Annotated in this window: 13 protein-coding genes; 8 read left to right on the top strand and 5 right to left on the bottom strand. The window is 57.6% G+C overall.

All coding sequences use genetic code 11. From position 1 onward, the window contains the following. Window positions 1–90: 90 nt before the first annotated feature. From pal to tolQ, 5 genes are all read right to left on the bottom strand, one after another. Complete coding sequence (pal, locus tag VFA76_13210) at window positions 91–825, bottom strand: peptidoglycan-associated lipoprotein Pal (GenBank protein ID HZR32798.1); 735 nt, start codon at window positions 823–825, stop codon at window positions 91–93. 122 nt (window positions 826–947) lie between these two features. After that, entirely contained in the window at window positions 948–2279 is a 1332-nt protein-coding gene (gene tolB / locus VFA76_13205) for a Tol-Pal system beta propeller repeat protein TolB (protein HZR32797.1), read from the bottom strand. Between the two features lie 70 nt (window positions 2280–2349). Continuing rightward, window positions 2350–3141: a TonB family protein gene (locus VFA76_13200; GenBank protein ID HZR32796.1), complete on the bottom strand. Its 792-nt coding sequence runs from the start codon at window positions 3139–3141 to the stop codon at window positions 2350–2352. Further along, window positions 3125–3553: a biopolymer transporter ExbD gene (locus tag VFA76_13195; protein HZR32795.1), complete on the bottom strand. Its 429-nt coding sequence runs from the start codon at window positions 3551–3553 to the stop codon at window positions 3125–3127. The genes VFA76_13200 and VFA76_13195 overlap by 17 nt, the downstream gene beginning before the upstream one ends. Before the next feature lies 1 nt (window position 3554). Continuing rightward, complete coding sequence (gene tolQ, locus VFA76_13190) at window positions 3555–4265, bottom strand: protein TolQ (GenBank protein ID HZR32794.1); 711 nt, start codon at window positions 4263–4265, stop codon at window positions 3555–3557. 228 nt (window positions 4266–4493) lie between these two features. Here tolQ and recN point away from each other — a divergent pair, with 228 nt between their 5' ends. The 8 genes from recN (at window position 4494) to VFA76_13150 (ending at window position 13772) form a co-directional block, all read left to right on the top strand. After that, window positions 4494–6194 (top strand): DNA repair protein RecN, encoded by a 1701-nt coding sequence (gene recN / locus VFA76_13185; protein ID HZR32793.1) that lies wholly within the window; start codon window positions 4494–4496, stop codon window positions 6192–6194. Window positions 6195–6360: 166 nt separating this feature from the next. After that, complete coding sequence (ispH, locus tag VFA76_13180; GenBank protein HZR32792.1) at window positions 6361–7344, top strand: 4-hydroxy-3-methylbut-2-enyl diphosphate reductase; 984 nt, start codon at window positions 6361–6363, stop codon at window positions 7342–7344. Window positions 7345–7349: 5 nt separating this feature from the next. Beyond that, entirely contained in the window at window positions 7350–9326 is a 1977-nt protein-coding gene (shc, locus tag VFA76_13175; GenBank protein HZR32791.1) for a squalene--hopene cyclase, read from the top strand. A 28-nt stretch (window positions 9327–9354) separates the two neighbouring features. After that, entirely contained in the window at window positions 9355–10476 is a 1122-nt protein-coding gene (hpnH, locus tag VFA76_13170; GenBank protein HZR32790.1) for an adenosyl-hopene transferase HpnH, read from the top strand. After that, window positions 10473–10904, top strand: coding sequence for a hypothetical protein (locus VFA76_13165; GenBank protein ID HZR32789.1), 432 nt, complete (start codon window positions 10473–10475; stop codon window positions 10902–10904). The genes hpnH and VFA76_13165 overlap by 4 nt, the downstream gene beginning before the upstream one ends. 18 nt (window positions 10905–10922) lie before the next feature. Beyond that, window positions 10923–11909 carry a hopanoid-associated sugar epimerase gene (gene hpnA / locus VFA76_13160; protein ID HZR32788.1) on the top strand — a complete coding sequence of 329 codons (987 nt, stop codon included), beginning with the start codon at window positions 10923–10925 and terminating at the stop codon, window positions 11907–11909. Then, window positions 11902–12645 (top strand): hypothetical protein, encoded by a 744-nt coding sequence (locus VFA76_13155; protein HZR32787.1) that lies wholly within the window; start codon window positions 11902–11904, stop codon window positions 12643–12645. Before hpnA ends, VFA76_13155 begins: the two co-directional genes overlap by 8 nt. Before the next feature lie 2 nt (window positions 12646–12647). Beyond that, on the top strand, window positions 12648–13772 hold the full coding sequence (locus tag VFA76_13150) for a zinc-dependent dehydrogenase (GenBank protein ID HZR32786.1): 1125 nt from the start codon (window positions 12648–12650) through the stop codon (window positions 13770–13772). Window positions 13773–13778 lie beyond the last annotated feature (6 nt).

Here is a 13778-nt window from a genome sequence, read left to right as displayed (position 1 = left end):
CTGTATGCTGCGCGGCCAAAACATCGGTCACGCATGATCTGGGATCAAAAATAAAGCAGGAGGACGGTTCGACCGTCCTCCTGCCAAACCTTACTTCTGATACACGAAGTGAGCGCGCCGATTCTGTTGCCAGCACTGTTCGTTGTGCTCGGTGCAGACCGGCTTCTCCTTACCGTAGCTGATGGTGCGAATACGGTCCGCAGCAACACCGGCCTGCGTCATCGCCTGTTTCGCCGCGTTGGCACGGTTATCGCCTAAGGCCAGGTTGTATTCTGTGGAACCACGTTCATCGCAGTGCCCTTCGATGGTGATCTTGATATTGGGGTGCTGCGACAGGAACGCGGCGTCAGCTTGGGCCGTGGCCTGCTGATCTGCCCGGATATCGTACTTGTCATAATCGAAGTAGATGTCCCGGACGCTCTGGTTGAACAACTGTTCGTCACTTGCGCTTGGGGCTTGCGTCGGTGGTGGCGGCGGTTGGTTGACTGTAACCCGCGCCGTCGCCTCTTGAGTGCCGCCCGGGCCTTTGGCCACCAAGCGATAGGTGGTCGAGTCCGTGGGGGTTACGCTCTTCGAGCCGCTCGGCTGCACGGCGCCCTGGCCATCAATGCTGACGTCGGTGGCATTTTGCGTCTCCCACGTCAGCGTGGTTGACTCGCCCTTGTTAATGGAACTGGGGTTTGCCGTCAATGACGCTGTGGGAGCGGTGGGCGGCGGCGGTGGTGGCGGTGGTGGCGGAGCTACCTTCTTCTTGCATGCGCCCAGCATCATGACGACGCTCAGCGCAAGTACCAGCGTGAACCATTTGCTATAAGTGTGCTTCACCTCATCCTCCCTCAAAAGAACAACGCGCCCTCAGGCGCGTAAGTAAACTCCAGTGGGATTGATTTCCCCAAGAGCGAATGCAAAAACGATTTGATCTCCAGATTTCTGAAATGTAATTCCAATTATTTCCAGCTCCAATTTGGCTGTGTATTGCTGCCCGCGGTGGTTAATTGTTGTGGCTGCGTGCCATCCGCCAACATGCTCCATAGCTGTTCGGAGCCTGATCGGCTGGACTGAAACACGATGTGTCGCCCGTCAGGCGACCACGACGGAAAGTCGTTGCGCCCGCCGTCATGCGTCAATTGAACCCACTGATGGGTAGTCAGATCCATGATGTAAATGTCTGCCGCACCCGGGGCACCTGGTCCGTAATTCCGCACCCAGGAGAACACCAGGAACTGCCCATTGGGTGACCATGAGGGGGACACCGAATAGCCCTGGTCCGTAAGCCGCTGCAAGTTCGTGCCGTCGGCTTCCATGGTGTAGAGCTGCGGGAGCTCAGTACGGCCGCTGACCCAGGCGATCTGAGCGCCCGTCTTGGGGTTCCAAACCGGGGAAACGTCCGGCCCTTTAGAGTTCGTTATGCGCTTTAAGTTCTGACCGTCGCTGTCCACCACATAAATTTCAGGGTCGCCGCTGCGTGACGAAGAAAACGCAAGTTTGGTTCCGTCTGGCATCCACGCCGGCGAAATGTTGGTTCCACCGAAACGCGGGAAGCTGACCAAGCGCCCCAGGTCAAGGGAGTACATCAGAAGGTCAACCCCACCTTTGGCATACGAGGTAAAGGCAATGCGTGAGCCATCCGGAGAGATACGCGGCGAAAGCGAAATCGAATCGAGATGGGTGACCTGGTGCTGGTTGGCGCCATCGTAATCCATTTCCCAGATTTCTTTGTGCCCGGAGCGATTGCTGACAAAAACTATTTTGCTCTCGGCAATCCCCTGTATGCCGCCACCCAGACGGAAGATAATCTCATCCGCAAAACGATGCGCGATAACTCGCGCGTGCTCCGGCGTGGCCGTATCTCTGTACTGTTTGCCAAGAACTTGTGGTGATGCCGCATTTCTTACGTCGTAGAGCCATCCTTGGACGATAACGTCCTGACCCGAGATTCCCAGATTTCCAAACGCCACCATTGCGGCGTTTGGCGGCGGGACGTTCCAGATCTCAAGCTTGATATCTTGCGGGCTGCCCAACGATGTAACCGGATAAAAGCTCTTGGAAACCAGATCAAAAATGCCGGCGTGGTCGAGGTCATACCACAAAGTGTCGTTGAAAACTTTGTTCAAGGCAGCTGTCTGGGGATTGGCGTCGGCGGCCTTGAAATCAGGAACGGCAAGACGGACCCGCTCCACCCCCAAGCCGGTCCCGGTGCGAATCCAATCCTGCTGCGCAGAAAGTGATCCAAGCAGTAAGAAAAAAGAAAAGATTAAGGAAACAAGACGCTTATTCACTAGTTTGACCCTACCAATTGAGGACTTGAAAATTCAACCAAAAAATCCTTCAGCCGTACCTGAACACTTATTAGCGGTGGTAATCGAACCAGAACTCCACTGACACTTTGCTGCCAGAATAATCGCCGGGCAGCGGCCCGAAGCTGTCAATCCGCTGCAACGCGCGTACTGCGGAGACATCCAGCGAAGGTACGCCGCTGGATTGCTCAACCCGCACATTGGTCGGCTGGCCTGAGCGCGTGATGTCAAACGTCACATAGCAGCGGCTGGCATCGCTGATGCGCGCGTCAACTTCGTACTTAAGCCAGTTCTCGGAAACTTTTCGACGCACCACATCCACGTACCACCCGTACTTGGCGCCGAAATCGCCTCCACCTGCACCGGAGAAATCGAAGCCCCCTTTGGCGCCCGCAGAACTGAAACTGTACATGGTGGTGACCGGTCCCCCCTCACCGTAGGGCACCGCATTGCTGGGCACTTCCGCAGGCTCCACCGGTTTCGCATGGCTCGCGCTGGGAATTTTCGCGGGTTTGGTTCTGGCGTCACGCTCGGGAATCGGAATTGCTTCGGGTGTCTGCTCAACCGCTTTGGAAGCCGATTGCGTGAGGCCCTTCGACTGGTTCGCCAGTACATTGTTGGTCTGCACTGGATTTGCGGGCAGCGGAACATTGCTGACCAGCGTAGCGTTCATCGCCCCTCCGCCGCTGCCTGTATTGCTACCCCAGTCAGAACCGCGCCAGTTTCCGATTACCGCTGAATAGAGCAGAATTCCGCCGAACAGAGCGGAATGCAGGATTGCCGACCAGGCCAAAGGCCCGCGCCAACCATCGCGTTCTAAAAAAATGTCAGCGTTTGCTGCCATGCTGCTGTATGGGTTGGGTAACGATGCTTACGTTGCTGATGCCAGCTTGCTTCACCGCGTCCATAACGGTGGCGAAGGCGCCGAACGGAACGTCTTCATCGGAGCGAAGGAAAATTGATTGTCGCGACGGATCGCGCATTTTCTTCCGTAACCGGGCGCCGATCTCATTGATGTTGATTGGATCGTTGCCTAGAAACACGCGCTGTTGGCGATCAATGGTGATCACCGTCCGCTCTTCGGTGATTTCTTTAACCGTACGTGTACGCGGCACGTTCACGTCAATACCCGACTGCAATACCGGCGCGGTGAGCATGAAAATAATTAGCAGTACCAGCACTACGTCCACCAGTGGAGTGACGTTTATGTCGGAAAGCGAACTCTGCGTACGCCCTTGTGCATTGGTGAAAGCCATCTTAGTCGCGGACCTCGGATAGCACTGCGCTGCGATGCGAGGGCTGGGGCTGCACCGGCTGTGGCTGGCTACGTTCAAGAGCGTTCATCAGTTCCAGTGCAAAGTCGTCACTGCGCGCCGCAAACTCGCGAATCTGCTGGCTGAAGAAGTTGTACGCGATCACTGCCGGAATTGCGGCGAACAGACCCGCGGCGGTCGTGATCAAGGCTTCGGAAATGCCTGGCGCAACCGCACGCAACGTCGCCGCGCCCGCGGTGCCCAGCCCCTGGAACGCGTCAATGATTCCCCACACCGTTCCGAACAGGCCCACGAATGGCGTGACCGCGCCGGTGGTGGCGAGCCAGGGTAATCGCCTCTCCAGCCGGGTCAGCTCTTCCGAAGAAGCAATCTGCATGGCCCGCTGAATTGCGCCCAGGCTTTTTACAACCCCGTTCGGACCCACCTGGCGACGATATTCCTCATTTGCTCCCTCGAAAACCGCGGCCAGCGGACTTGGCTTAAACTGATCGGCCACGGCGGCAATATCTTGCAGGCGCGTTGCCTTTCGAAAAGCGCGCAAGAAACGGGCGCTCTGCACCCGCACCCGGCGTAGCGCATTCCATTTCGAAAGAATAATCGCCCAGGAAAGAACGCTGAAACCTAGCAGGATAAGAAGTACGATTTTGGCCACCGGGCCGCTTTGCAGCACCAACTCTAGGACTTCGCTACCCATTGCAAATCCAATCACACAGGGATTGACCATTGATGTGAAGACGCGCTCGCGCCCTCAACCTCCGTTCTTCGCGAGAATTTTTTCTAGTGGCGTTCGCTCATTATATCTCCAGAGATGCTGGGTAACCTGTGGAGAACCCACTGATTCGAGGACCACGAATCAAGGCTGGTACTCGTCGACCTATATGGTATTCTCGCCGCAACAGAACTCAATTTACAGGACTTCACGGTGCTCCTCGAGCTGCGGCTGGAGAACTACGCGGTCATTGACAACGTGGTGGTGGAGTTCGCGGCCGGCCTGAATCTGCTGACCGGCGAAACCGGCGCCGGCAAATCCATTCTGATCGATGCTCTGGCGCTGCTGCTGGGTGATAAATCGTCCACGGATGTGGTCCGCCACGGTGCCGATCGTGCCATAGTCGCGGCCGTATTTGAGACCCAAGGCGGCGAGGCGAAGCGCGTCGCGCAAGTGCTCGAGGCCAACGGCTTGGATTCGGAAGGCGACGAAATCATCGTGCGCCGCGAAATCGCAAGCAACGGCAAAGGCCGCGTCTTCGTGAACAACCAACCCGCCACGCTGGCGGTATTGCGGCAGCTTGCACCTAGTCTTGCGATCATTCACGCGCAAAACGAGTCACTGGTTTCATTCAATGCTGCCGTCAGGCTCGAATTGCTCGACCAGTTTGCGGAGAGCGACCTTCAGCCGGTCGAGAAGGCCTTTGCCGAGTGGACTGCGGTCCGTAGGCGCATCGCCGAGCTTGAAGGAGACGAGCAGGACCGCCTTCGCCTGCTCGACTTGTGGAATTTCCAGAAGAACGAAATCGAAGCTGTGCGTCCCCAGCCGGGAGAAGATGAACTGCTGGAGACTGAAAAACGCGTTCTGGCGAGCGCGGAGAAAATTTACACCGCTGCCATGGCTGCTTACGACTTACTGTATGAAGGCGCGTCTTCAGCGGCCGCCTCTCTGCGAGCCGCTCAGCGGCAAATCGAAGTCCTGGCGCAATATGAGCCCAAGTTTCTAGAAACCCAGGCCGCCGTGGATTCAGCACGAATCAATGTGGAAGATGTGGGAACGACCTTGCGCGACTATGCGGCTGGTATTCAGGCCTCGCCCGAGCGCCTGGCCGAAATCGAAGACCGCTTGGCCGCGCTCGCTCAGCTAAAGCGCAAGTACGGGGCCACAATAACGCAGGTAATCGCATTCGCCGCCGATCTGGCGCGCAAGCTTGATGAGATGGACAATAAGGACGACGTTCTGCGCCAGCTCCACCTTCAACTGGCCACGGCAGGGGAGCACTACGTCACCGCCGCCCGGTCATTGTCGAAGCGGCGACTGGAAGCGGCGCGCAAGCTGGAGAAACTGGTCGAGCACGAAGTAAATCAGCTCGCCATGAAAGCGCAGTTCAAGATTGTTGTATCGGCTTCGGAAGAAGAATCGCGCTGGACAACCGCTGGCTTCGATCAAACCGAATACCTGATTGCCACGAACCCTGGGGAACCGTTGAAGCCCCTGGAGCAGATCGCCTCGGGCGGGGAGCTTTCCCGGGTGATGCTTGCGCTCAAGGCAAGCGTCGAGGTGGGCACAACGGGCGGCGGTCGCCGTCGGAGTAAGACTGCGCAGCGTACCCTGGTTTTCGACGAAATTGATACCGGCATCGGAGGCGGGGCGGCAGAGGCCGTGGGTCGAAAACTTAAGGAGTTGGCGCAGAGCAGCCAGGTGGTATGCGTTACCCATCTGCCGCAGATCGCCACCTTTGCGGACCAGCACTACTTGATCGAGAAGAAGACCGTCTCTGGGCGCACCCGCGCGTCGGTTCGCAGGATTTCAGGCGCTGAGAGGACCGAGGAAGTCGCCCGTATGCTTAGTGGAGCTGCCCTTACCGAGGCCTCCCGCAAGAATGCCGAGCAGATGCTCAAGGCCAATGCCTGATGGGGCCCAGAAGCGCGCCGTCCCCATACCCTCTCCATTCACTGCAGAAATCGGCAGAACAATGCTAATGCTTGGTGTTTGTGTGGGTTACGTTGCCGAAGTGCAGCTTTTTGCGATAGCCTTGGAAGGTTATACTGTGGGGGAGACTAGCCTTTAAAGGTATTGAATGACGGCAAAGCCATTGAACGGCAAAACGTTGCTACTTTTGAAGCCGCGCGGATTCTGCGCTGGCGTAGTACGGGCCATTGACATCGTCCGCATAGCCTTGGAGACATTTGGCCCGCCCATCTACGTGCGCAAGGAAATAGTACACAATCGCTTCGTGGTGGAGGAGCTTTCGGCCAAGGGCGCGATTTTCGTAGATAGCGTTGATGAAGTCCCCCACGGCGAACGCGTAATTTACAGTGCCCACGGGGTCTCACCTGAAGTACGGGAGGGAAGCCAGGGGCGCCAGCTGCGGGTGATTGATGCCACCTGTCCGCTGGTCACAAAGGTACACGTGGAGGCGGTAAAGTTCGCCCGCGAGGGTTATACGCTCATCCTGATTGGCCACCGCGACCATGATGAAGTAATTGGAACTTTGGGCGAAGCGCCCTTGGTTACACAGGTAGTTGGCACTCCCGAACAGGTAGCATCTTTGGTGGTGCCCGACCCTGACCGGGTCGCCTACCTCACTCAGACCACATTGAGCCTGGACGAGACCACCGGGATCATCGAAGCTTTGAAACAGCGTTTCCCCAACATCACGGGACCGGCCGCGCAAGACATCTGTTACGCCACTGAGAACCGTCAACTCGCGGTGAAGCATGTGGCCGGTGATGCCGACCTGCTGCTCGTCGTAGGCTCGGACAACAGTTCCAACTCCAACCGCCTGGTCGAGGTGGCGCGTAACCAGGGGACCGCTTCCTACCTGATCGAGAACTGCCGCGCGATACGGCCAGAATGGCTGGAAGGGGTCAACACGATCGCCCTGACGGCTGGGGCATCGGCGCCGGAAGTATTAGTGGAAGAGGTGGTGGAGTTCCTCTCAAGCAAGGGTTTCGACAATCTACGCGAAGTCGAGGTCATGCCGGAAAACGTTCGCTTTGGACTGCCGCCGGAGATCGTGGAAGCCATTGCCAGTGCGCCTGCAGGCGCCCCAGCGGAGTGAATGGCATGGAGGATATCTCGGGGAGTACGCCGATCGCCCCGCAGATGCGTTTCGGCAAAATTGACGATCTCAAGAGCCGTGTAATGGCGGCTGCCGATGCCGCGCGGAAGTTCCTCTTTTCCCAACAAGACGAGCGTGGCTATTGGTGTGGCGAATTGGAAGCCGATACCACGCTTGAATCGGACTATATCCTGCTCCACACCCTTCTAGGCACCGGCAGGCCGGAGCGTATTACCAAGTCCGCCCATACCATACTTCAAGGCCAGAACGATGACGGCGGTTGGAGCATCTACGAAGGTGGGCCTTCCAACATCAGCGCCACAGTGAAAGCGTACTTCGGCCTGAAGCTGGCTGGTTATGAAGCGGACCATCCTGCGATGGAGCGTGCCCGCGATTGCATCTTCGCACTCGGCGGCGTTACCGGGATCAACACTTTTACTAAGATCTATCTCTGCTTTTTCGGGCAATACGACTACGACGCGGTACCGGCGATTCCACCGGAGATTGTTCTGTTTCCGAAATGGTTCTGGTTCAATATTTACGAGATTTCATCATGGTCACGCGCCATCCTGGTGCCGCTGTCGATTGCGTACGCCAAAAAGCCATTTAAGAAAATTCCTGTCGAACGCGGCATCGCTGAATTGTTCCCCAATGGATGGCAGGGCACCAACATGCACCTGAAGTGGTCGCCAAAACTGGTTTCGTGGCGAAACTTCTTCCTGTTTCTCGATCGCATGACCCACTGGTTCGAGCGCGTGCACGTACGTCCCCTGCGCTCGATCGCGCTGCGCGCTGCCGAGAAATGGATGCTCGAGCGGTTCGAAATGAGCGACGGCCTGGGCGCGATCTTCCCCGGCATCATGAACTCCATCATCGCTCTGCGCTGTTTGGGTTACTCGGCAGATGATCCGCAATTCATCCGGGCGATGGACGAATTCGAGGCGCTCGGAATCGAGGAAGAAGACAGCTTCCGCATGCAGCCAGCTAAATCGCCGGTATGGGACACGGCTTATGCCCTGTTTGCGTTGGGCGAGAGCGGAGTTCCGCCCACCGAGCCACGTATGGTTGCTGCCGCTGAATGGATGCTGCAAAAACAGGTCACGCATAAGGGCGATTGGGCGGTTAAGAATCGTAAAGCAGCACCGGGCGGTTGGTACTTCGAGTTCAACAACGAGTTCTACCCTGATGTGGACGACACTGCCATGGTGAATCTCGGGCTCAGTCACGTCGAGCACCCCAATGGACGTTATCAGCGCGAGTCGGTGCAGCGCGCCATTGATTGGGTGCTTTCCATGCAGTGTAAGAATGGCGGCTTTGCGTCGTTCGACAAAGACAACGACAAGATGGTTTTTCAACACATTCCCTTTGCCGATCACAACGCCATGCTTGATCCGCCCACCGTTGACATCACCGGGCGGGTACTGGAGATGCTGGCCGCCTACGGCTACACCCGTGACTCTGTAGCCGTGAAGCGCGCCATCCAATTCATTCAGAGCGAGCAGGAGCCGGATGGTTCGTGGTTTGGGCGCTGGGGTGTCAACTACATCTACGGCACCATGCAGGTGCTGCGCGGGTTGGAAGCGATGGGCGTGGATCATCACGAATCCTGCATCCAGCACGGAGCGGAATGGTTGCGCTCGATCCAGAACCCTGATGGGGGCTGGGGAGAGACCTGCGGGTCCTACGACGACTCTACGGTCAAGGGCATCGGTCCAAGCACACCCTCGCAAACCGCCTGGGCAATACTGGGCCTGCTGGCCGCGGCAGATACTCGTAGCGATTCTGTGGTCCGGGGCATTGCCTATTTGCTGAAGACCCAGAAAAAAGACGGTTCGTGGGAAGAAGAGTCTTTTACTGGCACCGGGTTTCCCCGCGTTTTCTATTTGAGCTATCACTTGTACAGGCAATATTTCGCGCTGCTGGCTTTGACCACCTACGCCAAGGTGATTGCCGCAGTGAACAACATGGCTGGATCGGTTTAACGGGACCAACGGGGACCGAGGGAGAAGAATGGCAGTACCGATTTCGCAGATGTGGACGGTGGCAACATACGTCCTTAAGCAGAAGCTCAAGCGACGTAAGCAGTATCCGCTTGTGCTGATGCTGGAGCCCCTTTTCCGCTGTAATCTGGCTTGTGCCGGCTGCGGCAAGATTCAGTACCCCGCCCACGTCCTGAAGATGGACCTGACCCCGGAGGAATGCTTCCGCGCGGTAGATGAGTGCGGTGCTCCCACCGTGGCCATTCCCGGTGGCGAGCCCCTGCTGCATCCCAAGATCGGCGAGATTGTTGCGGGATTGGTGAAGCGCAAGAAATATATTTATCTCTGCACCAACGCGCTGCTGCTCAAGCAGAAAATTCACCTGTTTACGCCCAGCAAGTACCTGACCTTCTCCGTCCACATGGATGGCGAACGGGAACACCACGACTTTTCGGTGTGCCTGGAAGGTGGTTACGACAAGGCGCTCGAAGGAATCAAAGAAGCCCTGAATCGCGGCTTCCGCGTTACTACCAACACGACGCTATTTGATGGCGCCGACCCCAACAGCGTGCGGGCTTTCTTCGATCAGATGATGGAACTCGGAGTCGAGGGCATGATGCTCTCTCCCGGCTACTCATACGACAAAGCGCCGGACCAGAGCCATTTTCTGGGAAGGGCGCGTACCCGGCGATTGTTCCGGGGAATTCTTTCCAATCGTAAAAAGAACTGGAGATTCAACATGTCTCCACTATTTCTCGAGTTCTTGATGGGAAAGCGCGATTATGCATGCACTCCCTGGGGAATGCCGACATTTAACGTCTTTGGTTGGCAGAAGCCCTGCTATCTGCTGCAGGACGGCTACGCCGACACATTTAAGGAGCTTCTGGAAACCACGGACTGGGAACGCTACGGCACGGAGTCAGGTAATCCGAAATGCGCCAACTGCATGGTGCACAGCGGCTATGAGGCCTCTGCGGTGAATGACACTTTTAGTTCTCTGCGCGGGCTGTGGGAGACGGTGCGGGCCACTTTCTCCAACCGCTACGAAGATCGCGGCGCCCTCGATCTGCTGAATGAACCAATTCGACCGGTGCACAGCTTCAATCCGCTGGTTCAAATTGAGAGCGATTCGCAGCAGGAGACGCGGGTATGAACGCGGGCGATCCGGCAAAAGACCTTTCGACAGAGTTGGATACCGACGCCCTGGAAGTTGCTCCCGGCGCCGCTCACGAGCAATTGCAAGGCTGGGTCCCGGAACTTGCGAGCGATGAAGAACTCCGCGCTGCTTTGGAGCAGGCATTCGATTATCGCGGTGATGTGCTGATTACTCGCAAGGATGGTTCGAAGATCGAAGGCTATATCTTCGACCGGCGCAACGGGCGCACGCTGGCTGACTCTTTGGTACGGATCATCTCGCAGGATAACCAGAAGACGTCAGTCTCCTATTCCGACATTGCGGCGCTGGCCTTCACCGGGCGCGACATGGCTGCGGGCAAGAGCTGGGAGACATGGGTCCGCCAGTATTGGCAGAAGAAGATGGCGGGTGAGAGCATTTCGCTCCATCCGGAAAAGCTCGAGTAGCGGCGGCTGCGCATTCCGATGAAGGTGTTTGTCACCGGAGCTACGGGTTTCGTCGGCAGCCATGTCGCCCGCCTTCTCGCTCAACAAGGCGCTGAGTTGCGCCTGCTGGTCCGCTCCACCAGCCCGACTGCCAACATTGATGATATTCCCGCCGAGCGGGTGATCGGCGACCTGCGTCAGCCGAATGCGCTGGGCAGTGCCATGACAGGGTGTGAATTTGTCTTCCACGTGGCTGCCGATTATCGCCTGTGGACACGGCGTCCCGAGGAGATGTATGCCTGCAACGTGGAGGGTACCCGGGGGATTATTCAAGCGGCGCAGCGGCAGGGCGTGCGGCGCGTGATCTATACCAGCAGCGTGGCCACAATGGGTTTCACGTCCAATGGGCATCTCGCGGATGAAGACTCCCCGGTCAGTCTCGACAACATGATCGGCCACTATAAGCGGTCAAAGTTTCAGGCGGAGCAGGTAGCGCTCGAAGCTGGTCGCAGTGGTTCCGATGTAGTGGTGGTGAATCCCACCACCCCGGTTGGCGAGCGCGACATAAAGCCCACCCCCACCGGGCGCATCATCGTGGATTTTTTAAAGCGCAAGTTTCCCGCATACGTGGACACCGGCCTGAATGTGGTGGATGTGGCGGAAGTGGCCCGCGGGCACGTAGCGGCGATGGAACGAGGCAGGAGTGGTGAGCGCTACATATTAGGTGGCGAAAATCTGACCTTGAAACAGATTCTGGACAAGCTGGCCGCCATCACGGGCCTGCGCTCCCCGAAAGTTAGATTACCGTATGCCGTGGCACTAGCCACGGGTGTGGTGGACACGGTGTTCACCGGCTTAGTGTTACGTCGCGAGCCGCGGGTGACGCTGGACGCGGTCCGCATGGGTCGAAAGAAAATGTTTGCTTCGTCCGCAAAGGCCGAGCGCGAGCTGGGTTGGAAAATTTCACCGGTAGAAGGCGCGTTGCGCCGCGCCGTGGAGTGGTTCCGGGAGCAGGGATATGCCTAGGACCGCCATCATAAGCGCCCTGGAGCGCGAGGTTCGCGGCGCCATTGGCGACTGGCGCATCGTGCGGCGCGATCATGGTGGCCGTCGTTTCAGATTTTACGAAAACGACCAAGCCGTCCTGGTTTGCGCTGGCATAGGGCCAGAGGCCGCGCGCCGAGCATGCGAGGCGATCATTGTGCTGTATCAGCCCGAGATGGTGATATCGGCGGGATTTGCGGGCGCGCTTGATCCGGCGCTCAAGGTCGGCGATTCATTCATTCCGCGGAGCATTGTGGACGTTTCCGACGGGAGCACCGTCGAGATTAATGCAGGCGATGGTGTGTTACTCAGTCTCGGTTCAGTTGCGGGAGCGGAGCAGAAGAGGAAACTGGCTCAGGTTTATAGTGCCCAGGCAATCGACATGGAAGCAGCAGCGGTCGCGCGCGGCGCCCAGGCCCGTGGGGTTCGGTTCGCGGCATACAAGGTGATTTCGGACGAATTGGATTTTGAACTGCCTGAGTTGGACCGTTTCATTACATCAGAAGGGAGATTCCGCACCGCAAGTTTCGTGTTTTTTGCCGGGCTGCGGCCGTGGCTCTGGAGCAATTTCGTGCGTCTGAAGGTGAACAGCGATAAGGCGGCCGAATCTCTCTGTCAGTGGCTGGAGCAGTACAACCGTCCTGCGGAACGTAACAATATTCGGACGTCAGGCGTATATCAGTCCGGCCAAAGCCGGGTAGTCGGCAGTACGAAGTAAATATGGCAGTGGCAAAAGCATCCACGCTTAGCGAGCGCCCGCAGGCCATTCCGGCGACCATGCGAGCTGCCGTGTATCGCGGCAAAAATGATGTTCGCATGGAGACCGTATCCGTCCCGGAGATCGGGAGCGGCGAACTGCTCGTCCGAGTGCACACCTGCGGCATCTGCGGGACCGATCTGAAGAAGATCAGCACCGGGTCGCACTCCGTCCCGCGCATCTTCGGGCATGAGACTTCGGGAACTGTTGCCGCTGTGGGTACAGGGGTTCGCAACTTTCACCCTGGGGATAGGGTTATGGTCTTTCATCACATCCCTTGTGGCGAGTGCTACTACTGCCTCCACAAAGTGTTTGCGCAATGCCCAGTGTACAAGCGAGTTGGCTGCACTGCCGGATTCGAGCCTAGCGGCGGCGGTTTCGCCGAGTATGTACGGGTGCTGGATTGGATTGTTCAGCGTGGTGTAGAGCGCATTCCAGACAGCGTCTCATTCGAGCAGGCGTGCTTTGTGGAGCCGGTGAACACGTGCCTCAAAGGTATAGAAACGTTGCGCCTGGAACCGGGTGAGAAAGTCCTGGTTATCGGACAGGGCCCTATCGGTATCATATTGGCAGCATTGGCCAAACGTGCAGGCGCTAGCGTAATAACTACCGATTTGTTCAGTCAGAGGCTTACAATATCTAAGAGATTCGGCTTACAGGAAACCGTGGACGCATCGCGAACCGACATGGTTCAGCGGGCGAGAGAACTCACGGAGGGACGCGGGGCGGACGCGGTGATCCTGGCGGTTGGGGGAAATAGTCTGATTCGTCCTGCTATGGACGCCGCCCGTCCTGGCGGGCGAGTGTTGCTTTTTGCGCAAACGGTGCACGGCGAGGCATCAATAGATCCTGCGGCCGTGTGTGTGGAGGAAAAGACGCTGCTGGGATCGTATAGCGCGTCGGTAGACCTTCAGAAGGAATCGGTGGGGCTGGTGTTCAGCCGCGAGCTGGATTTGGAACCGTTGATCAGCCACCGTTTCCCGCTGGAGCAAGCGGTGGAGGGGCTCGAACTGGCTGCCCATCCTCAACCAGAGTCGCTGAAGATTGTTATTCAGCCGGGCAGCTCGTGGGAAGGAAAGCTAGAGTGAACGGAA

This window comes from Terriglobales bacterium (genome assembly GCA_035651655.1).
In the GTDB taxonomy this organism is placed as follows: domain Bacteria; phylum Acidobacteriota; class Terriglobia; order Terriglobales; family Acidobacteriaceae; genus DASRFG01.
This window is presented reverse-complemented; position numbering and strand designations above follow the sequence as displayed.